The sequence below is a fragment of the Pseudomonas sp. Emmai genome (genome assembly GCF_055179735.1).
Genome location: NZ_CM143685.1, coordinates 1,153,265 through 1,175,164 on the forward strand (window position 1 = coordinate 1,153,265; position 21,900 = coordinate 1,175,164).

20 protein-coding genes are annotated in these 21,900 nt (G+C 60.0%); 13 read left to right on the plus strand and 7 right to left on the minus strand.

What is annotated here, in order from left to right:
• The first annotated feature begins 517 nt into the window (after window positions 1-517).
• From ACY4LX_RS05040 to rfbA, 5 genes are read left to right on the plus strand one after another with little or no spacing between them, the layout of a single operon-like run.
• Window positions 518-1,489 carry an acyltransferase gene (locus ACY4LX_RS05040; RefSeq protein WP_463259337.1) on the plus strand — a complete coding sequence of 324 codons (972 nt, stop codon included), beginning with the start codon at window positions 518-520 and terminating at the stop codon, window positions 1,487-1,489.
• Window positions 1,486-2,733, plus strand: a complete 1,248-nt coding sequence (locus ACY4LX_RS05045; RefSeq protein WP_463259338.1) for a glycosyltransferase family protein — start codon at window positions 1,486-1,488, stop codon at window positions 2,731-2,733. The genes ACY4LX_RS05040 and ACY4LX_RS05045 overlap by 4 nt, the downstream gene beginning before the upstream one ends.
• Before the next feature lie 22 nt (window positions 2,734-2,755).
• Window positions 2,756-4,933, plus strand: coding sequence for a prenyltransferase/squalene oxidase repeat-containing protein (locus ACY4LX_RS05050; protein WP_463259339.1), 2,178 nt, complete (start codon window positions 2,756-2,758; stop codon window positions 4,931-4,933).
• 49 nt (window positions 4,934-4,982) lie between these two features.
• Window positions 4,983-6,065 carry a dTDP-glucose 4,6-dehydratase gene (gene rfbB / locus ACY4LX_RS05055; protein WP_463259340.1) on the plus strand — a complete coding sequence of 361 codons (1,083 nt, stop codon included), beginning with the start codon at window positions 4,983-4,985 and terminating at the stop codon, window positions 6,063-6,065.
• 42 nt (window positions 6,066-6,107) lie between these two features.
• The gene (rfbA, locus tag ACY4LX_RS05060) at window positions 6,108-7,031 is read left to right on the plus strand and encodes a glucose-1-phosphate thymidylyltransferase RfbA (RefSeq protein WP_463259341.1); all 924 of its coding nucleotides are present in this window, start codon (window positions 6,108-6,110) and stop codon (window positions 7,029-7,031) included.
• Between the two features lie 47 nt (window positions 7,032-7,078).
• Here rfbA and ACY4LX_RS05065 read toward each other — a convergent pair whose 3' ends face one another.
• Complete coding sequence (locus ACY4LX_RS05065; RefSeq protein ID WP_463259342.1) at window positions 7,079-8,224, minus strand: LLM class flavin-dependent oxidoreductase; 1,146 nt, start codon at window positions 8,222-8,224, stop codon at window positions 7,079-7,081.
• Window positions 8,225-8,381: 157 nt separating this feature from the next.
• Between ACY4LX_RS05065 and ACY4LX_RS05070 the strand changes: the two genes are divergently transcribed.
• The 7 genes from ACY4LX_RS05070 (at window position 8,382) to ACY4LX_RS05100 (ending at window position 17,507) form a co-directional block, all read left to right on the plus strand.
• Window positions 8,382-9,257 (plus strand): NAD(P)-dependent oxidoreductase, encoded by an 876-nt coding sequence (locus ACY4LX_RS05070; RefSeq protein WP_463259343.1) that lies wholly within the window; start codon window positions 8,382-8,384, stop codon window positions 9,255-9,257.
• Between the two features lie 230 nt (window positions 9,258-9,487).
• The gene (locus ACY4LX_RS05075) at window positions 9,488-10,633 is read left to right on the plus strand and encodes an acyl-CoA dehydrogenase family protein (RefSeq protein ID WP_463260565.1); all 1,146 of its coding nucleotides are present in this window, start codon (window positions 9,488-9,490) and stop codon (window positions 10,631-10,633) included.
• Window positions 10,634-10,766: 133 nt separating this feature from the next.
• A complete protein-coding gene (locus tag ACY4LX_RS05080) occupies window positions 10,767-11,870 on the plus strand; it encodes an efflux RND transporter periplasmic adaptor subunit (RefSeq protein WP_149657706.1) in 1,104 nt (367 codons plus the stop codon).
• Window positions 11,867-14,941 carry a MexW/MexI family multidrug efflux RND transporter permease subunit gene (locus ACY4LX_RS05085; RefSeq protein ID WP_149657705.1) on the plus strand — a complete coding sequence of 1,025 codons (3,075 nt, stop codon included), beginning with the start codon at window positions 11,867-11,869 and terminating at the stop codon, window positions 14,939-14,941. Before ACY4LX_RS05080 ends, ACY4LX_RS05085 begins: the two co-directional genes overlap by 4 nt.
• A 9-nt stretch (window positions 14,942-14,950) precedes the next feature.
• Window positions 14,951-16,402: an efflux transporter outer membrane subunit gene (locus ACY4LX_RS05090; protein ID WP_463259344.1), complete on the plus strand. Its 1,452-nt coding sequence runs from the start codon at window positions 14,951-14,953 to the stop codon at window positions 16,400-16,402.
• A 129-nt stretch (window positions 16,403-16,531) separates the two neighbouring features.
• Window positions 16,532-16,894: an ArsR/SmtB family transcription factor gene (locus ACY4LX_RS05095; RefSeq protein WP_133838436.1), complete on the plus strand. Its 363-nt coding sequence runs from the start codon at window positions 16,532-16,534 to the stop codon at window positions 16,892-16,894.
• An 82-nt stretch (window positions 16,895-16,976) separates the two neighbouring features.
• On the plus strand, window positions 16,977-17,507 hold the full coding sequence (locus ACY4LX_RS05100; protein WP_149657703.1) for a chorismate--pyruvate lyase family protein: 531 nt from the start codon (window positions 16,977-16,979) through the stop codon (window positions 17,505-17,507).
• 136 nt (window positions 17,508-17,643) lie between these two features.
• On the opposite strand, the gene ACY4LX_RS05105 is transcribed toward ACY4LX_RS05100, so the two are convergent.
• The 5 genes from ACY4LX_RS05105 to ACY4LX_RS05125 all read right to left on the minus strand — a co-directional run bounded on the left by ACY4LX_RS05105 (window position 17,644) and on the right by ACY4LX_RS05125 (window position 20,615).
• Complete coding sequence (locus tag ACY4LX_RS05105; RefSeq protein WP_149657702.1) at window positions 17,644-17,919, minus strand: helix-turn-helix domain-containing protein; 276 nt, start codon at window positions 17,917-17,919, stop codon at window positions 17,644-17,646.
• Window positions 17,920-18,001: 82 nt separating this feature from the next.
• The gene (locus tag ACY4LX_RS05110; protein ID WP_149657701.1) at window positions 18,002-18,508 is read right to left on the minus strand and encodes a flavin reductase; all 507 of its coding nucleotides are present in this window, start codon (window positions 18,506-18,508) and stop codon (window positions 18,002-18,004) included.
• Window positions 18,509-18,689: 181 nt separating this feature from the next.
• Entirely contained in the window at window positions 18,690-19,061 is a 372-nt protein-coding gene (locus ACY4LX_RS05115; RefSeq protein WP_463259345.1) for a MerR family transcriptional regulator, read from the minus strand.
• A gap of 48 nt (window positions 19,062-19,109) precedes the next feature.
• A complete protein-coding gene (locus ACY4LX_RS05120; RefSeq protein WP_149657699.1) occupies window positions 19,110-19,685 on the minus strand; it encodes an NAD(P)H-dependent oxidoreductase in 576 nt (191 codons plus the stop codon).
• Between the two features lie 45 nt (window positions 19,686-19,730).
• Entirely contained in the window at window positions 19,731-20,615 is an 885-nt protein-coding gene (locus tag ACY4LX_RS05125; RefSeq protein ID WP_463259346.1) for a LysR substrate-binding domain-containing protein, read from the minus strand.
• Window positions 20,616-20,815: 200 nt separating this feature from the next.
• On the opposite strand from ACY4LX_RS05125, the gene ACY4LX_RS05130 reads away from it, so the two are divergent.
• On the plus strand, window positions 20,816-21,580 hold the full coding sequence (locus ACY4LX_RS05130; protein ID WP_463259347.1) for a sulfite exporter TauE/SafE family protein: 765 nt from the start codon (window positions 20,816-20,818) through the stop codon (window positions 21,578-21,580).
• Here ACY4LX_RS05130 and ACY4LX_RS05135 read toward each other — a convergent pair.
• A complete protein-coding gene (locus ACY4LX_RS05135) occupies window positions 21,570-21,881 on the minus strand; it encodes a putative quinol monooxygenase (RefSeq protein ID WP_149657697.1) in 312 nt (103 codons plus the stop codon). The genes ACY4LX_RS05130 and ACY4LX_RS05135 overlap by 11 nt on opposite strands.
• Window positions 21,882-21,900 lie beyond the last annotated feature (19 nt).

Here is a 21,900-nt window from a genome sequence, read left to right on the forward strand (position 1 = left end):
CAGTGGCCGGATGTCTGGCTTCGACATCCAGTTACCTGTTAGCGCTGGGGACATTCACTGCGCAGGAATAACGAGTTGCACCGATTTTGTGCAGATATGACGGAACTACTACAGTAATGCACCATAAAAGTTCAGTATTTTTTTAGACTTAAACGAGATAACCAGCCGGACACCTATTGCAAAACAAAATTGTCTGTACTATAACATTCGTACTAAAGGACATTCCCCTCAATGGAGTTACATCGTAGTCACGGACGGACTTAATTCAGCAAGCTCTCTCGTTAATATCTGACTTGGCCCCGGCACAAGCGTGGACATTTATCTGTCATTTATGGAAGGCGATCAGATAATGGAACAGTCAGTTAATTAAGTGGCGCAGACGCAACGTCAGGCGTGCTTAGAGAAGTTTGGTTTATCACTAATTAGTTAACAGTTGCGCATCGGCTGACTCAGTCAGCGAAGTTTTGTGCGCGCTGAATTTATTATGTTCCCGGCATCAATGGAATGAGGCTTTATTGTGGACGATATTAATCTGATCGAAGTTTTAACGACGATTGATTCCGCCAGCGACCTGGGTCGACATGTCTGGATTCGGGCGGCCTGTCGCCTGGAAAGTGCGGAATTGGGCGATGACATTTTTGTCGGCTTCAAGTCGGATTTGCGCCATGTCAGCCTCGGCAAGTCGAGCATGCTGGCGACCGGTGTGCAGTGCCTGGGCACCCCGGAGGCACCGATTCGGGTCGGCGAAAATGCCTGGCTCGGCGCCAAAGTCACGGTGCGTGCCGGTGTCACCATCGGTGCCGGGGCCGTGATTGCGGCGGGTGCCCTGGTGACCTCGGATATTGCGCCGGACGCCATTGCCGTGGGCCGCCCGGCTCGGGTGATCAGTTATCGCAAAGTGATCGAGGATGGTACGCCGAGCCCGGCTCATGTGTTGGCCAAAGTGCGGGACAGAGCCCGCCAGGGCTTGCCTTCGCTGATCGACAAAGCGTCGCTGTCCGTGGCCCGGCTCAAGAAGTTGAACCCCGACACCATCACCTGGGACATCAGCGAAGACGCGTTGATTGATGCCGAATTGCGTGGCGGTGCGTCGGTGGAAATCGCCCGGGACTGCATCCTGATCGGGCGCAGTCAGCGCCAGGGTGGCCTGTCCCAGCAAGGCGGCATTGAACTGGGCACCGGCGCCACGCTGGGTGAAGGCGTGGTGATCGAGGCCGCCGGTGGTGTCGCGATCGGCGACTTCACCGAGGTCGGCGCCGGGGTCACGATTGTGGCTTCAACTCATGATTATTCGTTTCGTTCACTGCCTTGGGAGGAAGCTCCGATAAGGATCGGAAGTCGTTGCGTTATTGGCGAAGGTGCCATCTTGGTAGGTCCACTGAATATTGGTGAAGGTGCCGTTATAAAGCCCTATTCCGTGGTTATAAGGGATGTATTGGAAAACACTGTGGTTCATGGCGTTGTTCAACTAATGGAGATTCAAGAATGATTTTATTTGCCCCTAATCCAACCGGTTCCGGTCATAACATGCGCGCGCTGTCCATCGCCCAGGCGATTAAAAAGCAAACGCCGGACATGCCGCTGACTGTCGCGCTGGCGTCCTTGCAACCCACGTTTACACCGTTGTTTGAAAAGGCCGGTGTCGAGGTCGTGGATATTGCCGGGCGGTTGGTCGACTACTCGAAAAAGAGCAACTTGTCGAAAGAACTGGACTGGGCCAATTACATTGGCGGTTATATCGCCAATACGTTCTTGTCCGGCGAGCGAATTCTGTCTTACCTGGCGCTGATCACCGAGTACAAACCTTCGGTGCTGGTCTCGGACTACAACATGGCCGCTTGCCTGGCCGCCATTTTCAGTGGCACGCCGCTGGTGTTTGTCACCGAACGCTATGACTTCACCCTCTGCCAACTGGAAGACCATGACCTGGCCGACGGTGGCTTCGAGGTCAATGCACTGGAAATGGCCCGTGCTCGAGCGGCATTGCACAGCCAGTTCAGCTGGATGATCAACCAGAGCCAATTGGTCTTGACCGATAAGCCGTTTGTGGCAGCGCTTGATCAGGGCACGCCGGTCGCCGAAGCCCTGAGCAACGGCAAGGCGCACTTTGTCGGGCCGATGATTCGCGAATACGTGCAAAGCGGTCTGGATGTGCGCGCCGAACTGAACATCGGCGATTCGCCGTTTATCGTCGCGTCCATCAGCGGCACCACGATGTTCTCGCAAAACAAGGATGCGCTGCTCGCCGCCTACCTGGACAGTTTCAAGACCCTGCGCGAACGCAATCCCGACCTGAAAATGGTGTTGCTGGGACGTCAGGACATCGCGGCCCAGGACGGCGTGATCTGCGTGCCGTACTACCCGGACTGGATGGGCTTGCTGCATGAAGCCAGCCTGCTGATTTCCGCGCCGGGCTGGATCACCGTGACAGAAATTGCCGCGTTGAAGATCCCGACCTTGTTCGTGTTGCCGTCCAAATCGGAATACCACGAACTGGAAGCCTTGCGTCGCCTGGAACTGCTCGGTTTTGCAACGCACCTGGGCCACGACCAGCACCGCATCGTTGAATTGGTCCAGGCCGAACTCGACAAAGACACCCAGGCCCTGAACTATTTTGCGCCGCATCAACAGGTCGCCTCCCCGGACGGCGACGGTGCCGCCCGCGCCGCCACCCGCATCATCGAGTTGTGCCAGGGCGTCGTGATGCCGCTGGCTGAAAGCCAGGCCGCTTAACCTCAAGGAAGAGGGATTCACCATGTCGCTTCATCCGCAGTTCTTTTTTGATCAAGGCCTCGCCGACCCCGAGCACGGTGGCTATTTTGCAATCACCGATGCCAGTGGGCAGGTCGCCATTTCCAGTGACAAGCAGTTGCAGGATCAGGTTGAGGCGACGCTCTACCAGGCCGAGCATGGCGAAGAAGCGCAATTGCGCTTCGCCCATGACGGGTTGATGGGTTTGTACGATGCCCAGAACGCGGGGTTCCATGAACTGGCCGATCAGTTCTGGACGCCCCACGGTTCGGGGCGCTGCCGGACCCTGGCGCTGCAACTGGATGCGCTGAATGCCTTGATGGCCTATCAGCGCCGGGTGCCACAGAGCGCGGCGAACCGCGAGATCATCAGCGCGATGCTGGAAAAGATCGAAGCGCTCTACGCCCGGTCCACCGTCGCCGGCGTCTACAGCAGCGATTGGTCGACGCCCCTGGAAGTGGCGACGTCCATTGAGCTGGATATCAGCGCGGCCAACCTGCTCACCCGGATCGGCAACGATCCGCTGGGCCAGGGACTGGTCGGGCACCTGCAGGTACATACCGAAAACCTGATCGCACGCATCGCCGGCGGTGACAGTGACTCGTGCGTCGACGTGGACTTGAGCCGCTGCGCCGTGCGCGCCCACATCAGCCTTGCACTGGCGCGACTGGCGAATGTTCGCGACGACAATGCACTGTCGAATCTGGCGCGCTCGTTTCTGCTGCAAACCCTGGCGCTGTTTCGCGATCCGGCCTATGGCGGGTATTGGGACCGGGTGTGCATCAACGGCAAAGTGCGGGTCGACTGGCACACCTCGTACAAAAAACACGAGTCGCCGTTCCCGATCAAAACCGCCTACGACGTCGCGTTACTGTTGCAGGCGATGCGGGCATTCCCGGGCGGTTTCGAAGGGCCGGATCGCACGTCGGTGACTGCTGCGTTGCTGGAGTTTCATGACCGCTGCAACGGCGGGCTGTTCCTGGGCAAGGGCTACTTCTGGTCCACCCCCGACGACCCGACCGTGCCGTTTATCCGGCAGTTTTGGGCGCCGCCGCGTCAGCCGGGGATCTTCAGCATCGGCAACCTGACTTACTTGCCGCTGCACTTGAAGAGCCTGAAAACCCAGTTGGCCGCCGCCCACGCCCTGCAAAACCTGGCGCCACCGGCCACCGTGCATCATCACGACGATGCGGCGTTGGTGGCGCAGGAACTGATCGCGATCGATGGCAGCTGCGATGTGCAAGACATCCATCCTGCGGCCGTGCCCGCCATCAACGTGGATCTGAAACGCTACCTGGCCTGGCTGTCCAAGGCCCGCGCCTCCAGCGATACGCCGTACGGGCTGACCGCCGAAACCGCGCCGCTGGGCTTTCGGGCGGACAAGACCTGGCAGGTGTTTTCCGGCTTGCACGTGATCTCGGACCTGCACGCGCTGGGCATCCAGATTGAAAACAAGGCGAGCCTGATCGATTGCATCAAGTCTTCGCAAAACATCGATGGCGGTTTCGCCGAGCAGCCGGGGCACCTGAGCGATGTGTTCGCCAGTTACTGCGCGGTGTTGTCGTTGCGGGTGCTGGGCGCTCTGCCGAACGATATCGACGGTTGCGTGCGTTACTTGCAGGCAAGCCAGAACCCGGACGGTGGTTTCGGCGATGTGCCGGGTTTTGCCTCCGATATCTGGCACACCAACCTGGCGGTGCTATCGCTGCATGCGCTGGGCGCCAAGGCCTCGGACGAGCAAGCGGTCCTCGCGTTCGCGTTGCGCTGCCGCACCGCAGACGGCGGGTTTGCCAACAAACCGGGTTATCCGCCGGACGCGTTTTCGGTGTACCGCGTGGTGTCGACGCTGTTCATTCTCAACAAGCGCATCGTCGACGCCGGGCACACCGTGGCCTGGCTGCAAAAACTGCAATTGGCCAATGGTTCGTTCCATTACCGGCCGGGCAAAGCCGTGAGCCTAGTGGGCACTTACATGGCCATTGCGGCGATGTACTTGCTTGATGCCCAACCGGTTTATCTGCAGGAATCGAAGGACTGGATTGCCGCGCATCAAAAACAGGACGGCGGATTCGGCCCGCTCAACTCGACGTCGGCCACCACCGATGAAAGCTTTGTCTGCATCCAGACGCTGCTGATTCTGGAGCAGGGCTTGAGCCAGTACTGGGTGGCTTTGCTCAACTGAGCGAACGTTCAAGGATTGTTCAATCATCAATTGGCCAAGGGAGGCGCTGATGAAAATTTTAGTGACTGGGGGCGCGGGTTTTATCGGCTCGGCCGTCGTGCGGTATCTGATCAATGAAACCGACTGCGAAGTCATCAACGTGGACAAGTTGACCTACGCCGGCAACCTGGATTCGTTGGCCGACGTCGCCGACTCACCGCGCTACTCGTTTTACCAGGTGGATATCCGCAGCAAGAATGCGCTGGACGAGATCTTCGCTGCCCAGCAACCCGATGCTGTGATGCACCTGGCCGCCGAGTCCCACGTGGACCGCTCGATCGAAGGCCCGCAGGCGTTCATCGAAACCAATATCGTCGGCACCTACACCTTGCTCGAAGCGGCGCGCAGCTACTGGAACCGACTGGATGCGCCGCGCCAGGCCGCGTTTCGCTTCCACCACATTTCCACCGATGAAGTGTATGGCGACCTTGAACCCCAGGACCCGGCCTTCACCGAAACCACGGCTTACGCGCCGAGTTCGCCGTATTCCGCGAGCAAGGCCAGTTCCGATCACTTGGTGCGTTCCTGGCACCGCACCTTCGGTTTGCCGGTGGTGCTGAGCAATTGTTCGAACAATTACGGGCCGTTCCATTTCCCGGAAAAACTGATTCCCCACGTCATTCTCAATGCGCTGCAAGGCCAGCCGTTGCCGGTGTACGGCGATGGCGCGCAGATCCGCGACTGGCTGTTTGTCGAGGATCACGCCCGGGCCCTGTATGCCGTGGTCAGTCGTGGCGAGGTCGGGCAGACCTACAACATCGGCGGTCACAACGAGAAGACCAACCTGCAAGTGGTGCACACCTTGTGCGATTTGCTGGAGGAGCGCGGCGCGCTCAAACCGGAAGGCGTCGCGCACTTTCGCGACCTGATCACCTTCGTCAAGGATCGCCCGGGCCACGACAAACGCTACGCGGTCGACGCCGGGAAAATCCACGCCCACCTGGGCTGGACGCCGCAGGAAACCTTCGAGACCGGCATGCGTAAAACCGTCGACTGGTACCTGGAAAACAGCCCTTGGTGGGCGCGGGTCCTGTCGGGCGACTACGCCCTGGAACGCCTCGGCGAACACGCCACCGAATCGGTTGAAGCCTGAACATTACCCCCTTCAAACCTCTCTGCTTAAAAGGAAAAAAGCATGGCCAAGTACAAAGGAATTCTGTTGGCGGGCGGCGCCGGTTCGCGTCTGCACCCGATCACCCTGGGCGTGTCCAAACAGTCGCTGCCGGTGTATGACAAACCGATGATCTACTACCCGCTGTCGGTGTTGATGCTGGCGGACATTCGCGAAATCCTGATCATTTCGACCCCGGAAGATTTGCCCGGTTTCCAGCGCATGCTCGGCGACGGCAGCCAGTTGGGTTTGAACCTGAGCTATGCCGTGCAGCCAAGCCCGGATGGCCTGGCGCAGGCCTTCATCATCGGCCGCGAATTTGTTGGCGAAGACAATGTGTGCCTGGTGCTGGGCGACAACATTTTCTACGGCGCCGGCTTCGGCGAAACCCTGCTGCAAGCGGCCAGCCGCGACGAAGGCGCGACGGTGTTTGGCTACTACGTGGCCGACCCCGAGCGCTTTGGCGTGGTCGAGTTCGATGCCACCGGCAAGGCCTTGAGCATCTGCGAAAAACCGACCGATCCGAAATCCAATTTCGCCGTCACCGGTCTGTATTTCTACGACAACGAAGTGCTGCAGATCGCGGCGGATATCAAGCCGTCGCCTCGGGGCGAGCTGGAGATTACCGACGTCAACAACGTCTACCTGCAACGGGGCAAATTGAATGTCTCAGTGATGGGGCGCGGCATGGCCTGGCTCGACACCGGCACCCATGATGCGTTGCTGGAAGCAGGCAATTTCGTGCACGCCATCGAGAAGCGCCAGGGCTTGAAAATCGCCTGCCTGGAAGAGATTGCCTACAACAAGGGCTGGATCGACGACGCGCAGTTGCTGGTGCTGGCCGGCGCCATGAGCAAGACCGGTTACGGTCAATACCTCGCCCGGCTGATTACCGATGATGTGTTGACGGTGATGGGCGCGCATCCGCCATTGCGGGGCGCGGCCTGATCCTCAGCAAGGGCCCTCGATGGATCGAGGGCGCTTGCCGGGTGGTTTTATCGACCGGTGACGGTGTCGTGAGACGTGGTTTTCAAACCGGTTCGCGGGTCGATTTCAAGCCTCTGTGTGGAATGCAAATGGGCCAGGCGATTGGCGTGGGTGGGGGCTTCGGCCGCCAGCGGCGAACGGCGTTTGCGGGTTTCTTCGCGCAGCACCGGCAGCACTTCGGCGCCGAACATGTCCAGTTGTTCCAGCACGGTTTTCAACGGAATGCCGCCATGGTCGAACAGGAACAATTGGCGCTGGTAGTCGCCGAAATGCTCACGAAAGGTCAGGGTCTTGTCGATGATTTCCTGGGGACTGCCCACCGACAACGGGGTCATCTCCATGAACTCTTCGAGTGACGGTCCATGGCCGTACACCGGGGCATTGTCGAAGTAGGGACGAAACTCGCGTCGCGCATCCTGGGAGTTGCGGCGCATGAAGATATGCCCACCCAGGCCGACGATGGCTTGCTCACGCGTGCCATGGCCGTAGTAGGCAAAGCGTTCCCGGTAAAACTCGACCAGGGCAATGAAGTGTTCGCGGGGCCAGAGGATATGGCTGGCGAAAAAACCGTCGCCGTAATACGCCGCTTGTTCGGCGATTTCCGGGGTGCGGATCGAACCGTGCCAGACGAAGGGCGGCAAGTCGTCCAGGGGCCGGGGAATCGAGGTGAAGTTCTGCAACGGGGTGCGAAAACGACCGCTCCAGTTGAGGTCTTCTTCGCGCCACAACTGGTGCAGCAGCCGATAGTTTTCCATCGCCAACGGCAGGCCATCGGTGATGTTTTTGCCGAACCAGGGGTAGACCGGCGCGGTGTTGCCGCGACCCAGCATCAGGTCCATGCGCCCGCCACAGAGGTTTTGCAGCAGCGAGTACTCTTCGGCCAGGCGCACCGGATCGTTGGTGCTGATGAGGGTCGTGGAGGTCGAGAGGATGATGCGTTGGGTCTTCGCCGCGATGTAGGCCAGCAGGGTGGTCGGGGAAGAGGTAATGAACGGCGGATTGTGGTGCTCGCCGGTCGCGAACACATCAAGACCGATGTCCTCGGCTTTTTGCGCGATTTGCAGGGTGGCCTGAATGCGCTGAGATTCACTTGGGGTACTGGCGTTGGTCGGGTCTTGCGTGACGTCGCCAACGGTGTAGATCCCGAATTGCATAAAGCCTCCTTGCCTTGCGTATAGGTATGTTTGAAACCGGTGCTCCGAAGGTTAAATAATCGAGGCACTTGAAATGTACGCCTGTACACGTACAATCGCAATTCTGATTCGCCGTGCAACGGACATTCCGGGCACCTGACACCGACAGGAGCAAGACATGGAACTGGGTTTTATTGGTTTGGGCACGATGGGCGCGCCGATGGTGCTGAACCTGCTGAAGGCCGGTCATCAGGTCCGCGTGTGGAATCGCTCGCCGGCGCCGCTGGAAGCATTGGTGCAGGCCGGCGCTCAAGCGGTCGACCGTCCGGCCCTGGCGGCGAACGCCGAAGTGTTGATCTCGATGCTGGGCGACGATGCCGCGATCCGCTCCGTGTTCATCGACGCCAAGGCGCTGGACGGCCTGGCGCCGGGCAGCGTGCATGTGAACATGTCCACGGTGTCGGTGGCGCTGGCTAAGGAAATGGCGGCGCTGCACGCCGAGCGCGGGGTGGCTTATGTGTCGGCACCGGTGCTGGGGCGGGTGGATGTCGCGGCGGCCGGCAATCTGAATATTCTGGTGTCCGGACCTGCCGATGCGTTGGCGCGGGTCCAGCCATTGTTCGATGTGCTGGGTCGCAAGACCTGGCCGTTCGGCGAGTGTGCAGAACTGGCGTGCGTCGCCAAGCTGTCGGCCAACCTGATGATTGCCGCGGCGATCGAATCAACGGCCGAGGCCTCGACCCTGGCCAGCGGCTACGGCATCAGCCGTGCAGCCTTCATCGAGATGATCACCTCGACGCTGTTTGCGGTGCCGGTCTATCAGGGCTACGGAAAACTGATGGTCGACAAGCAGTTCGAGCCGGCGGGGTTCAAATTATCCCTGGGCTTAAAAGACATTCGCCTGGCGCTGGAGGCGGGTGAAGCGGCGCAGGTGCCGTTGCCGTTTGCCAGTGTCTTGAAGGACAACCTGCTGGATGGCATGGCCCACGGCCAAGGCGATCAGGATTGGGCATCGCTGTCGGAGGTGAGCGCACGACGCGCCGGCGCACGTTAATTCCTTAGTGTTTAAACGCCGTAACTTCGTTGCAAGTTCGGATGTTTCTTTTCGCCTTTAATTATTATCAGTGCCTTCTAAAAAATAGGTATTGCTCCTGATAATAACGCTTGCCAATGTACGACTGTAGACGTACATTTTTCACGGGGTTTAATAACAATAAAACGTTGTCTGTTTTTCGTCTGCTGAACGTTAATAAATAATAGCTAGGAGCCGTTATGAAAAATCTAATGCAATGGAATAACCTTCCCACCGAATCCAATGAATGGCTTGAGAAGGTACGTGCACTGAATCCTTTGATCCTTAAACACCGGGATTACAGCGAGCAGACGAATGCGACTCACAAGGATGTGATGTCTGAGCTTTTCAAGGAAGGCTTTGCCCGGACCTCCGTGTCCAGGGCGTTTGGCGGTTCCCAGGTCGATATCCAGACCACCTCCGCCATGCTGCTGGAATTCGCCCGGCATGACGCTTCCGTCTCCTGGCAATTGGCCGTACAAGTGGCGATGGGGCGCCTCTCCGACTATTTGCCGGAGCACACTTCCGAAGCGATCTACAGCACCTGCAACGGTTTCGTGATCGGGGCGATCCACTCCGGCGGCGAAGCGTTGCCCGTGGGCGACGACTACCTGTTGAGCGGCAAATGGGCCTTCGCCAGCGGCTCGGCCCACGCCGACTGGCTGGTGTGCACCGCCACCGTCAAAGGCCCGGCCAACGGCTCGGCGCCTGAGGTGCGGATGTTTTTCGTCCCGGCCAGCCAGTGCAAGATCAACCATACCTGGGACACCCTGGGCATGCGCGGCACCGGCAGCAACCACTTTGAATGTTCACAGGTGCTGGTCAACAAGGCGTTCTCCCTGGACGTCGAAACCCTGAAAAAATCCCCGGAAATTCGCAGCTCCCGCGCTTATGCCACGGGGTACTACGAGTTCGGCACGCTGGCGGCGATGTCCACCGTACTGGGCGTGGCCCGGGCCGCGGTCGATCACTTTCGCAATGACCGCGCGGTGAATACCGATCCGGGGCTGGAAGGGGTGATTTTCGAGAAGACCGGCCGCGCCATTTCTTCGGTGCACACCGCGCAATTGTTGCTCGAAGACGCCATCTGCCAAGTGATCAACCGCGGTGAAACCATCGGTGAACCGGTGAGCGCACGGGTCGGCCTGGCCGCTTCGGTCCTCACGGAAAACTCGGTGAATGCGGTCAATCAGATCTATGCACTGGCCGGTTCCAAGGCGGTTTACAAAACCAGCTTCCTGGAACGTTGCTTCCGCGATATTCATACCGGTTCAAAGCACTTCACCTTGTCGCCTTTGAACTTGCACGGTATTGGCAAACTGTATTTGGATAAAACCAACGTACTGATTGCGGCGTAATACGCTAATAAACAAGTTCGGCGAGTTATGAGTGATTGATCACAGGGATTAGTAACTCGCCGGGTTTGTGTCGCCTCTTTTTTCTTAATTCTTAAACTTTTGTGCTCGCAGTAAAGAGTCAAGGGAGTGCCACATGCTTGCTCGAAATATAGTTAAAACACTGGTCTTTATTATCTTCGTCGTGATCATTTCCAGCGCATTGGGCTGGCGTTTCTGGTCACCGGCCCCGGCGGCTGCCGAACAACGAATCCCCAGCACCCGGGTCGGTCTGGCCCAGGTCAAGAAGCAACCGTACACCTACTACCTCGAAGCGATCGGCAAGCTCGAAGCGCAGCGTCAGGTCTTGGTCTCGGCTGAAGTCAGCGGCAAGGTGGTTGATATCGATTTCGAGTCCGGCGATGAAGTGAAGGCCGGGCAAGTGCTGCTGACCCTTAACGATGCGCCCGAACAGGGTGAGTTGGTACGCCTCAAGGGCGAGTTCGAATCCGCCAGGGCGCAATTCGCTCGGGTGCAGGAACTGGCCAAGACCGGTGCCGAAAGCCGCCGTGCCTTCGACAGTGCCCGCGCTCAACTGGATGCCGCCAAAGGTGATATGGAGCGCATGCAGGCGCAGATTGCCCAGCGGCATATCCGTGCACCGTTCGCCGGCACCCTGGGCATTCGCCAGGCGCATCTGGGCCAATACCTCGAAGCCGGCGGCGCTGTCGCGACGCTGACCGATCCGGGTGTGCTGCGGGTCAACTTCACTCTGGCCGAGCGCGATGGTTCCCGCGTGGAACTGGGCCAGACCGTGCAGGCCAAGGTCGATGCCTGGGCCGATGTGAAGTTTCTGGGAAAGATCGTGGCGGTCGATCCACAGATCAACCAGTCCCACACCATTAACGTCCAGGCGGTGATTACCGATACCAAAAAACTGCTGCGCCCAGGCATGTATGCGCGGGTTTCGGTGACGCTGCCGCAAACCGCGGAACTGCTCATCCCGGAAACCGCCATCACCTACAACGCTTATGGCGAAAGCGTGTTCTCGGTGTACCTCGACGAGGCCGGCGTGACCAAAGTCAAACGTGAAAGCATCAAGGTCGGTGAGCGTCGCGATGGCTGGGCGGTGGTCAACAAAGGCCTGACCGAAGGCGTGCAAGTGGTGACTTCCGGGCAGTTGAAACTCCATGACGGCGTGGCGGTGGAAGGTGTTCCGGACACGATTGGTCTTAACCTCGCAACCGGGTCGAAACAATGAAATTTACCGACATCTTTCTCCGCCGCCCCGTGCTGGCAGTGGTGGTCAGTACGCTGATCCTGCTGTTCGGTGTGCGTGCGTTGCTGAACTTGCCGATCCGCCAGTACCCGATGCTGGAGACGTCGACCATCACGGTCACCACCCAGTACCCCGGAGCCTCGTCGGAACTGATGCAAGGCTTTGTCACCCAGCCGATCAGCCAGGCCGTGGCCTCGGTCGAGGGCATTGACTACCTGTCGTCGTCATCGACCCAGGGCCGCAGCCTGGTCACGATCCGCATGGCCCTCAACAGTGACTCGATCTCGGCGTTGACCGAGGTGATGGCCAAGGTCAACCAGATCAAGTATCGCTTGCCCAAGGATGCCTATGACCCGGTGGTGGAACGCACCTCGGGCGGCTTCACCAGCGTGGCCTACGTGGCGTTTGCCAGTTCCAACCTGACCATCCCGGAGATGTCCGATTACATCTCCCGCGTCGTCGAGCCGATGTTCGCCGGGATCGAAGGTGTGGCGAAAATCAACATCATGGGCGAGCAGAAACTCTCCATGCGCCTGTGGCTGGACCCGCAACGCCTGGCCGGTTACGGCATGACCGGGCAAGACGTGTCGAAAGCCATCGAAGGCAATAACTTCCAGGCCGCACCGGGTCAGGTCAAAGGCCTGTACGTGGTCAGCAACCTGCGGGTCAACACCGACCTCAACAGCGTCGAAGACTTCCGCGACATGGTGCTGCGCAACGACAACGGTCGGATCATTCGAGTGCGCGACGTGGGCACGGTCGAGCTGAATGCGGCCGCGACCGACACCAGTGGTTCGATGAGCGATGTCCCGGCGCTGTTCCTCGGCCTCGATGCCGCGCCGACCGGCAACCCACTGGTGATCGTCAAGCGTGTGCGGGAACTGATCCCGCAGATCCAGGAAACCCTGCCGCCGGGTGTGACCGTACAAATCCCGTTCGAAGTGGCGCACTTCATTCAGTCCTCGATTGACGAAGTGTCGTACACGCTGCTCGAAGCGCTGGTGATTGTGGTGCTGGTGATTTACCTGTGCCTGGGCACCTTCCGCACCGTGCTGATTCCGTTGGTGACCATTCCGCTGTCGATGCTCGGCGCGGCGATGTTGATGCAGATGTTCGGCTTCAGCCTCAACCTGCTGACCTTGCTGGCGATGGTGTTGGCCATCGGATTGGTGGTGGACGATGCGATCGTGGTGGTGGAGAACGTCCACCGGCACATCGAGGAGGGCAAGACGCCGTTCGATGCGGCGTTGATCGGTGCCCGTGAAGTGGCGGGGCCGGTGGTGGCGATGACGTTTACCCTGGCGGCGGTGTACGCGCCGATCGGCTTGATGGGCGGCCTCACTGGTACGCTGTTCAAGGAATTTGCGCTGACCCTGGCCGGTGCGGTGGTGATTTCCGGGATCGTCGCGCTGACGTTGTCGCCGATCATGAGTACCCGCCTGCTGGATGCCAAAAGCAGCGAAGGCTTCATGGCGGTCAAGGCCGACCGCTTCTTCCAGTACCTGGCCCGGCGCTACGGCGCATTGCTCGGCGGTTCGCTGGCTCGACGCTGGATCAGCCTGAGCGTGGCCCTGGTGATCTTTTTCAGCCTGCCGTTCCTGTACCGCTCGGCCCAGACCGAACTGGCGCCGCTGGAAGACCAGAACATCCTGCTGACCGCCATCAAGGCACCGCAGCATGCCAACCTCAACTACCTGGAAGCCTACGCCCACAAGCTCTACGAAACGTTCAACGAGATTCCCGAGGGTTACAGCAACTGGGTGGCCAACGGTTCCGACGGGCTGTCCAACAGCGTCGGCGGGATCAACCTGGTGGACTGGGAAAAACGCGGGCGCGACGCCAACACCATCCAGCCCGACTTGCAGGCGAAGGTGAACCAGATCGAAGGCACCAGCATCTTTGTGTTCCAGATGCCGCCATTGCCGGGCTCGACCGGCGGGTTGCCGGTGCAAATGGTGATTCGCAGCGATCAGGAATACCTGGCGTTGTTCAACGTGATGGACCAACTCAAGCAGGCGGCCCAGGCCAGTGGTTTGTTTGCGGTGGTGGACAGCGACCTGGACTTCAACAACCCGGTGGTCGAAATCCAGATCGACCGCGCCAAGGCCAACGCCCTGGGCATTCGCATGCAGGACATCGGCGAGACCCTCAACAGCCTGATCGGCGAGAAGTACGTCAACCGGTTCTCCTTCCACGGGCGTTCCTATGACGTGATTCCGCAGTCGATTTCCGCCGACCGCCTGACCCCGGAAACCCTCAAGCTGTATTACGTGAAAGACCAGAAGGGCAACCCGGTGCCGCTGTCGACGCTGGCCACCCTGAGCATGAAGGTCGAGCCTAACCGCATGACCCAGTTCAACCAGCAGAACTCCGCCACGTTCCAGGCCATTCCGGCCCCGGGCGTGACCCTGGGCGATGCCGTGGGCTTCCTGCAAAAACAATCGGAAAACTTCCCGGCCGGCTTCAGTTTTGACTGGCAGTCCGATGCGCGTCAGTACGTGCAGGAAGGCAACAGCCTGGTGTTCACCTTCGGCCTGGCCCTGGTGATCATTTACCTGGTGCTGAGCGTGCAATACGAGAGCTTCCGCGACCCGTTCATCATTCTGATCAGCGTACCGCTGTCGATCTGCGGTGCCCTGGTGCCGCTGGCGCTGGGCATGACGTCGTTGAACATCTACACCCAGATCGGCCTGATTACCTTGATCGGATTGATCAGTAAGCACGGGATCCTGATGGTCGCGTTCGCCAATGAACTGCAACGCAAGCAAGGCATGGACCGCGTGCAAGCGATTCAACATGCCGCGCAAGTGCGTCTGCGGCCGATTCTGATGACCACCGCCGCGATGGTGGTGGGCCTGGCGCCGCTGTTGTTCGCCAGCGGCGCGGGTGCCAACAGCCGCTTCGGGCTGGGGCTGGTGATTGTGGTGGGGATGCTGATCGGCACGCTGTTCACGCTGTTCATCCTGCCGTCGGTCTACACCTTGCTGAGCTCGATCAAGCAGCCGGCTCGCGCCGCTGAAACTCACTCGGTCAGTGCGCCGCAACCCATCTGAGGAAGTTGTATGTATCGGATTACACGCTTCATGCTGGCGCCGCTGGCCGCTTCGATCCTGTTGACGGCCGGCTGTGTGAACTACGCCGGGATCGATCATCAGGGCCAATTGCTGAGCATTGACCAGGCGTCCTCGAACAGCCTGAAAGACACGCTGCCACCGGCCAATTGGCCCCGTGCCGATTGGTGGTCGTCCCTCGGCGATCCACGCCTGGGGGCCTTGATCGAAGAGGCTTACGCGAGCAACCCGGACTTGCAGGAAGTCTCGGCGCGGGTCGCCAAGGCCAATGCGTTCCTGGACTTGCGCGATGCCGAGCGTTACCCGGAAATGGACGCCTCGGCGGGGGTCAGCCGTGGGCGTCTGTCGAAGTTCGAGGACTACAGTGGCGAAGGCCACAAGTACTTCACGGCGCGTAACCTGGCGGTCAATTTCAACTACACCTTTGACCTGTGGGGCGGCCAGCGCGCGGCCTGGGAATCGGCGCTCAACAGCGCCATGGCGGCGGAAGTCGACCTGCAATCGTCAAAGCTGATTCTCACGGTCAACGTGGTCAAGGCTTACAACCAATTGGCGTATGCCTGGCAGGTCTCGGAACTCAATCGCCGGGATCTGGAGCGCTTGAGCAAACTGGTGGAATTGTCGGACTCGCGCTACAACTCGGGGCTGGACAACCTGTCGCAGTTGAAGCAGGTGCAAAGCCTCAAGGCCCGCTCGGAATCGACCCTGATCGGTGCGCTGGACGACATCGAAATTGCGCGGCTGCAATTGTCCGTCCTGGTGGGCAAGGGCGTTGATCGGGCGCAGGGCATCGAGCGGCCTTCGACCTTGCAAGCCAGCGCGGTGGCGCTGCCCGCACAACTGCCGGCGCAGCTGCTCGGGCGCCGGCCGGACATCGTCGCGGCGCGTTGGCGGGTGGAGGCCGAGAACAGGAATGTCGACGCGGTCAAAACCACGTTTTATCCCAACATCAACCTGGTCGCTGCGGCGGGCACGCATGCCTTGTCCGGTGACGCGATTTTCGCCAGCGTCAGCAAGTTCTGGAACATCGCGCCGACCATTTCCTTGCCGATTTTCGATGCCGGGCGCTTGCGCTCCGACCTCAAGGCCGGGAATGCCGAGCTGGATGTTTCCATTGCGCACTACAACCAGGTGCTGACGTCGGCGCTGCACGAAGTCGCGATCTCGGTGACGCAGCTGCGTTCCTTCGAACAGCAGATCGTGGTGCAACAGGATGCGTGTGCGATTGCCCAGTCGTCCTATGAGCTTTCGCAGTCGCGCTACAAGGCCGGGGAAGATACGTTCCTCGACGCGCTAAACATCGAGCAACAATTGATTCAGGACGAGATGCGCCTGGCTTACCTCAACAGCAAGCACGTCGACAGTTCGATTTCATTGATGGCGGCGTTGGGCGGCGGCTTCCAGGAGCCTGAATCGCCGTTAGCGAAGAACACCGAACAGTAGCGTTCAGCGGGCAGTAGCGCCCGGGGCGTTGATCGCGGGAAAAGGGATCTTTGTGTATAGTCTTACTGTTCTCGTATAGACGAATTCACGCATGACTTTTCCCGCCTATATCCTCAAAGGTACCTACCTATGAACGTCCCGAATCACCCCAACCAGGATCAGATCTTGTTAGAGAATGTTCTGTCCGCGCTGGGGAGCCCGTTGCGCCTGACCGTGTTGAAGGTGTTGGCCGATGGCCAGGAACACCCCTGTGGCCGGATTCTCAAGGGCGCATCGAAGTCGACCATGACCCATCACTGGCGGGTTTTGCGCGACAGCGGCCTGATTTGGCAACGGCCGTACGGTCGGGAAAACCTCTTGTCCTTGCGCCGCGAGGACATGGACCTGCGGTTTCCCGGGCTGCTCGATTCGCTGCTCACCGCGGTCAAGTTCGATGAACAGACTGTTGATGTCATCAGCAAGCATGAAGTCACCGAAGACGCCGACGCTTGAATGCAGTTGTTCCACCGCAGGTGAAGGGCAGTGCCCTTCACGGCAACCAACCGATTCACGATCACCAGGGAGGTGTGTGAGCATGGGAACGAATCATTATTGGTCATCCGGGCCGTTGTCGGAGTTGACCGCTCCCGAGCACCATTGGCTGTTTTTGCCCGGCGCGTTGACCCCGCGCCTCAAAGCCATGGGCGACTATTCCATCGAAGTCATCGAGCAGTCGCATACGCTGCTCAATCATGACGAAGCCGAAGCGCTTGATGTCCCGCCGGCATCCACCGGCTGGGTGCGCGAAGTGGTGATGAAGATCGACGGCGAGGCCTGCGTCACGGCGCGCAGCCTGACCAGTGTGCCGGCCCTGAGCGCCGATTGGGCCGAGTTGAACGGGTACGGTGGCCGGCCGCTGGCGGAGATTCTCTACCGCTCGGAACAGACCCTGCGCGAACCGTTCCAGTGTGCCTTGCTGAGCCCCGGCGCGCCGTTGGCGGCGCTGTCCTATCGTTACGCGCCACACGCCAAACGGCTGCTGGCCCGGCGCTCGCGCTTTACGCGCAACGGCTCGGCCTTGTTGGTCAGCGAGTGCTTTCTACCGGCGTTCTGGGCGCGGGTCTAGTTCGACATCAGGCTCGGCAATCGAGCTTGAAAAAACACCCAGACATCATCCCCCAAAGATCATTTCCCCAGCCGCTATTATCGGGCGGCGAACCCTTGGCCGTTGGCCGGCCAAAGGGCTGTCTGTCTGATGCGTCTCAGAGGTTGATCACGGCTTCAATCTGGCTGATGGCCGGGGTGAGGGCCAGGGCCAGTTTTTCCGCTTTCGACGTCGGGCGCATCGTGTTGCACGAGCGCAGGAACAGCGGGTCATCAAACTTCTTGCGCAAGCGCGCCAACGAACCACTGATTGCCGGCTGTTTGACGTGCAGGCGTTCGGCCGTGCGCGAAACACTTCGCTCGCGAAACAACACCAGGAAAATGATGATCAGGTTCAGGTCCAGATCCGCGAAGTTGTCTTCATTGAATAACATGGTTTCATCCCTGTCATGACCCGTTGCGCACGAGCTGCCGGTCAGCAAAAACCGGCGGCGGTCACGCAGTTCGGGGCATCGATTACTGATCGGGGGCCAAGCGCATTTCGTCATTGAGACGGTAGTAATTGCGATTGAAATAGACCAGGCCTTCCTTGGCTTCGCTGTGTTTGAGCTCAAGGATTTCACAGTAAAAAATGCTGTGGGTACCGACCTCGTCAATCTTGCTGACACGGCAGTCGAGATTGACCAGCGCTTCTTCGATGGCCGGCGAGCCGGTCACCAGGGTCTGGCAGTTAACGCTGGAGAAGCGTTCCTGCATGGTCAACTGACGATTGGCGAAGGCGCCGGAGGTGGATTGGTGGCCCCCGGTCAGCACGTTCACACAGAGCACGCCGTTGGTTTTGAAATGCTCGTGGTTGGCCGAGGCGCGATTGACGCACACCAGCAGCGTCGGCGGCGAATCCGTCACGCTGCACACGGCAGAAGCGGTGAAGCCGAAACGGCCTGCGGGGCCATCCGTTGTGACGATGGTGACGGCGCTGCCCAGCATCGCCATTGCGTTACGAAACTCCGATGAATCAACCATAGCGTCCCCTTCATTCCTTGTAGGTTATTGGAGCTGATCCGTTCTTCCTTGACCGCTGTCGCTGTGCGAAAACGGCTCTCGGACAACACGTTCGCTCCGGAGCTATAGTACGTATGTAGCCGTACCTTGCAAGTTATTCCTTGGGCTTATTTTGCGTTGATTAACGTACGGACAATGGCGTTCAAGTTCGCTCTAAAGGGCAGTGTTTCCAGGCGTTTTGCAGGCTGTCTTCAAACTCGACCAATTGCGCGTGCCGTTGGGTCAGCGCAGCGATCTGGTCGTGGACCTCGCGCTTCTTGTCCGTGATCGCCTGCTGCGCGTCGCTCCATGCCAGTGGCTGGCCGGTGTGGCCGGCGAAAATCGCCTGCAACTCCTTGAGCTTGAAACCCAGTTGCTGGGCGCACTTGATGATGCTCAGCAGATCGACGCTCTGTTGGTCATAAACCCGGTAGTTGCCCTGGCGCCTGGCGGGTGGCAACAGGCCGATGGCCTCGTAGTGACGGATGCTCTTGACTGTGGTTCCTGAACGCTGCGCAGCCTGGCCGATGTACATGGAAAGTCCTTTTTTGCCGTGGGTAAACCGGGCCCATTATCGGCAGACTTATCGGCCGGCGATAGCCTGGGCTCGCAGCAGCCAGGCTTCGCGCTGACCCGCGCTGGAGCCCAGGATCGGGCCGAAGGTGAGGGTGCGCCGGGGTTCTATGCCACAAAACGCCAGGGTGGTTTTGCGGATCTGGTGCAGCCCCGGCATGCGATAGACCCAGCGGTAGTACCAGGGCGGTGTGTCCATGGTCACCAGCAAATGCGCGGTGCGACCATGCAGGAGTTTGTCGGGAAACGCCTTGCCTTCGCGGTACTTGAAGGCAAATCCGGGCAGGAACACCCGGTCGAAAAAGCCCTTGAGCAACGCCGGAATCCCGCCCCACCAGATCGGATAAACCAGTGTCAGATGCTCGGCCCACAGAACGTCGGCCTGAGCCTGGCGCAGATCGGCTTCCAGCGGTTGGATCTGTTGATAGCCTTCACGCAGCACCGGGTCGAAATCCAGCTGGCCGAGAAACAACTGCCGCACTTCGTGCCCGGCGCGTAACGCCGATTGCGCATACCGCTCGGCCAGCGCGCCGCAAAAACTGTTGCTGGAAGGATGACCGAGAATCACCAGAATTTTCTTGCCCATCGTCTGCGTCCTTGATGATGAAACCTCAAGGGTAAAGTCTGCCCCTCAGGGGAGAGTCAAGGCGGGCAGCAAGGCGTTGGCGTAACCGGGCAGTGCGGCGAAGTCCCGGGCGCACAGCAGCAGTTTGCGTCGGGCCCAGGGCTCTTGCAGGGCGCGGCTCTGGAAAGGCTTTTCGCCTGGCCAGCGTTCGACGGCGGCCAAGGGCACGATCGCCAGCCCGGCGCCCCGGGCGACCATGCGCATCACGCCATCGAAGCCGTCGGCGCGGATGCGGATTTGCATCCTCGAACCGATATGCAGGGCTTGTTCTTCCAGGTACACCGCCAGTGCGCTGTCGGCACTCAGTCCTACGTAGTCATGGTGCAAGGTGTCGCTGAAACTGACGTCGCCGGCGTCGGCCAACGGGTGATCGCGGGGCAGGATCAAGACCAGCGGGTCGTCGCGGAAAGGCCGGGTTTGCAGGTCGTCGGTGTCGATAGCGTCGGAAACGATACCCAGGTCCGCCGCCCCTTGGCGCAGGGCATGGGTGATGCGCGCGCTGGGCAGTTCTTGCAGGTCGATGTCGAGGTTGGGATGCTCGCGCAGGAAGTCCGCAAGTAGCTCCGGCAGGTATTCCGTGATCGCCGTGGTGTTGCACAGCAACCGCACCTGGCCTTTGACCCCTTTGGCGTAGTCGGCGAGATCCTGCTGCATGCGCTCGGCCTGTTGCAGCAGCACCCGGGCGTGTTGCGCCAGCGCCTTGCCGGCGGGCGTGGGCGTGACGCCGCGGCGATTCCTTTGTAGAAACTCGATACCCAGCGACGCCTCCATGGCGCGGATGCGTGCACTGGCGGCGGCCAGGGACAGATGCGTGCGGCCGGCGCCGGCGGTGATGTTGCCGGTGTCGAGGATGTTCAGATAGAGGCGCAGGTCGGTGAGGTCGAAGTGCATAAGTTTCCACAGGATCGTTCCCACGCTCTGCGTGGGAATGCCTCATTGGACGCTCCGCATCCGCTTCGGCAAGTGACGCTGAGCGTCACGGGCTGCATTCCCACGCAGAGCGTGGGAACGATCGTGCCTCTGTCATATCAAGAGGCACCCTCAGTATATGACAGATTTTCAACCCGGCCGCCGGGGCGCAGGATAGCCCCATGAATACACTCGCCGCGTTCTACCAAAACCTCGGTCTGGCCCTGTCTGTATTGGTCATCGCCACCTTCCTGCTGGCCGGCATGATCAAGGGCGTGATCGGCCTCGGCCTGCCCACCATCGCCATGGGCCTGCTCGGCCTGGCTATGGCGCCGTCGCAGGCTGCCGCGTTGTTGATCATCCCGGCGACCCTGACCAACGTCTGGCAACTGGCCTTCGGCGGGCATCTGCAAGGGCTGATCAAACGCTTGTGGCGGATGCTGCTGGCGATCTTCATCGGCACCGGCGCCGGTACGCTGTGGATCGGCATGGCCGGCGGGCATTGGGTGGTGCGGGGATTGGGGGCGGCGTTATTGGTGTACGCCTTGAGCGGATTGTTTCTGCCAGCGTTGCGAGTCGGCAGTCGCACCGAGCGTTGGCTCGGCCCGATCTGCGGTGTGCTAACCGGCGTTATCACTTCAGCCACCGGCGTGTTCGTGATTCCGGCAGTGCCTTATCTGCAAGCACTGGGCTTGAACAAGGATGACCTGGTGCAGGCGCTGGGGTTGTCCTTCACCGTCTCGACCCTGGCCCTGGCCGCCGGCCTGTTCTGGCGCGGTGCCTTGGGCGGTGGCGAGTTGAGCGCCTCGCTGTTGGCGCTGATCCCGGCGGTGCTCGGCATGTTGCTCGGGCAGTGGTTGCGTCAGCGGATCAGCGCCGTGCTGTTCAAGCGGGTGTTCTTCATCGGCCTTGGTGTACTCGGCGGCCACTTGCTGATCAGCGGCTAGACGACGGGCTGAGCATCTCGATGGCGCGAATGTCGAAATCCCGCTCAAGGAAGTTCATGCGCTGCTCGCGGAACTGCTTCATGTGCGGCAGGTTCGAGTGCACATCCAGATGCGCCTGGGATTCCCAGATCTCGTAAAAGATAAACAGCGTCGGGTCCTGCTGGTCGCGCAGCATGTGGTACTCGATGCAACCGGGTTCGGCGCGGCTTGGCGCGACATAGGCGCGAAACAGCGCTTCAAAGGCCTCGGCTTTTTCCGGGCGGGTCTTGGCGTGCAGGATGAAGCCTTGTACATCACTCATCGAAAAAATCCCTCGAAAA

Coding starts and splice junctions, on each gene's coding strand:
- ACY4LX_RS05050 (WP_463259339.1), top strand. CDS start 2,756: ATGTCGCTTCATCCGCAGTTCTTTTTTGATCAAGGCCTCGCCGACCCC.
- ACY4LX_RS05120 (WP_149657699.1), bottom strand. CDS start 19,685: ATGGGCAAGAAAATTCTGGTGATTCTCGGTCATCCTTCCAGCAACAGT.
- ACY4LX_RS05045 (WP_463259338.1), top strand. CDS start 1,486: ATGATTTTATTTGCCCCTAATCCAACCGGTTCCGGTCATAACATGCGC.
- ACY4LX_RS05110 (WP_149657701.1), bottom strand. CDS start 18,508: ATGGTTGATTCATCGGAGTTTCGTAACGCAATGGCGATGCTGGGCAGC.
- ACY4LX_RS05130 (WP_463259347.1), top strand. CDS start 20,816: ATGAATACACTCGCCGCGTTCTACCAAAACCTCGGTCTGGCCCTGTCT.
- ACY4LX_RS05080 (WP_149657706.1), top strand. CDS start 10,767: ATGCTTGCTCGAAATATAGTTAAAACACTGGTCTTTATTATCTTCGTC.
- rfbA (WP_463259341.1), top strand. CDS start 6,108: ATGGCCAAGTACAAAGGAATTCTGTTGGCGGGCGGCGCCGGTTCGCGT.
- ACY4LX_RS05115 (WP_463259345.1), bottom strand. CDS start 19,061: ATGTACATCGGCCAGGCTGCGCAGCGTTCAGGAACCACAGTCAAGAGC.
- ACY4LX_RS05125 (WP_463259346.1), bottom strand. CDS start 20,615: ATGCACTTCGACCTCACCGACCTGCGCCTCTATCTGAACATCCTCGAC.
- rfbB (WP_463259340.1), top strand. CDS start 4,983: ATGAAAATTTTAGTGACTGGGGGCGCGGGTTTTATCGGCTCGGCCGTC.
- ACY4LX_RS05095 (WP_133838436.1), top strand. CDS start 16,532: ATGAACGTCCCGAATCACCCCAACCAGGATCAGATCTTGTTAGAGAAT.
- ACY4LX_RS05070 (WP_463259343.1), top strand. CDS start 8,382: ATGGAACTGGGTTTTATTGGTTTGGGCACGATGGGCGCGCCGATGGTG.
- ACY4LX_RS05075 (WP_463260565.1), top strand. CDS start 9,488: ATGCAATGGAATAACCTTCCCACCGAATCCAATGAATGGCTTGAGAAG.
- ACY4LX_RS05100 (WP_149657703.1), top strand. CDS start 16,977: ATGGGAACGAATCATTATTGGTCATCCGGGCCGTTGTCGGAGTTGACC.
- ACY4LX_RS05105 (WP_149657702.1), bottom strand. CDS start 17,919: ATGTTATTCAATGAAGACAACTTCGCGGATCTGGACCTGAACCTGATC.
- ACY4LX_RS05135 (WP_149657697.1), bottom strand. CDS start 21,881: ATGAGTGATGTACAAGGCTTCATCCTGCACGCCAAGACCCGCCCGGAA.
- ACY4LX_RS05085 (WP_149657705.1), top strand. CDS start 11,867: ATGAAATTTACCGACATCTTTCTCCGCCGCCCCGTGCTGGCAGTGGTG.
- ACY4LX_RS05090 (WP_463259344.1), top strand. CDS start 14,951: ATGTATCGGATTACACGCTTCATGCTGGCGCCGCTGGCCGCTTCGATC.
- ACY4LX_RS05065 (WP_463259342.1), bottom strand. CDS start 8,224: ATGCAATTCGGGATCTACACCGTTGGCGACGTCACGCAAGACCCGACC.